Source organism: Mycobacterium sp. E787 (genome assembly GCF_001668725.1).
In the GTDB taxonomy this organism is placed as follows: domain Bacteria; phylum Actinomycetota; class Actinomycetes; order Mycobacteriales; family Mycobacteriaceae; genus Mycobacterium.
In genome coordinates this window covers 1-935 of sequence record NZ_LZKL01000076.1, presented here as the reverse complement: position 1 = coordinate 935, position 935 = coordinate 1, and the positions used below count along the sequence as shown (strand labels likewise).

The window sequence follows — 935 nt, the reverse complement described above, 5'->3', positions numbered from 1 at the left end:
TAGGCCACGCCGCCGATCGCGGTCATCGCGACCACGGCGCACATTCCGATGACCAGCTGGGACAGCCGAAGGCGCCGCCAGGGGCTCTCCCTGGGCGGCTCCATCACGTTCAGCCGCATGGACCAGCCGGCCGGACCATCTTCGTCAAAGGCGGCGGGGCTGTACGGCACCCGGATGTCTGCGCCGTATTCCGTTTGTGACCACGCCAATTCGCGATCCGTGAGCGCATCGTGGTCGATCACCAACACGTCGCCGGCGGGCAGGTCGAGCACGTCGGCGGCGGCGGACGCGGTGAGCAGGCCGATAGACGTGCGGGTGCGCAGATCCAGCTCCTCACCGCGAGACGCCAGCTGCAGGGCGCCGAGGGCGGCCGCCAGCGCCGGCTCCGACGGGCTCACGACGGGCCGGCGGCCGTGCACCGAAAGCCGTTCGGTGACAAGCGGAATGCTGGCGCCGCCGCCGACGGCGACCACCGCCGACAGGTCCGCCCAGCTGCGCTTGTGGCGGGCCAGCATGTCGTCGAACGCATAGATGAAGCCCGACAACCGGTCCTGGATCAGGTCGCCCAGCTCGTCGCGCGTCAACCGCATGGTGCACCTGCGCCCGCCGAGCTCGGCGGCGAACTCGACCGCCGTTTCCGTGGACAGTTGCTCCTTGGCCGTGCGGCACTGCTCGCGAAGCAGTCCGAGCTGGCCGACCCCGGCGGTGCTGGCCGGGTCGATGCCGCTGCCGTGCCCGAGCTCCTCGAAGACCTTGAGCAGCACGGCCTGGTCGATCTCGTCGCCGGAGAAGGCCGTGTAACGCATTGTGGGGCTCTTGAGTTCGAGGTCGCCGGCGAGGCTGACCAGGGTGGCCGATGTGCCGCCGCCGCCGAAATCGAGCAGCCCGACCACTCCGGTCGCCGCCAGGCACAGCTCCGCGTTCGCCGCCGTCAG

The 935-nt window shown here is 70.6% G+C and carries 1 protein-coding gene; it reads right to left on the bottom strand.

Annotated features, from left to right (window positions below):
- The coding region (locus A5705_RS15450; protein WP_156763131.1) for an Hsp70 family protein at positions 1 to 935 on the bottom strand (935 nt) is incomplete at both ends.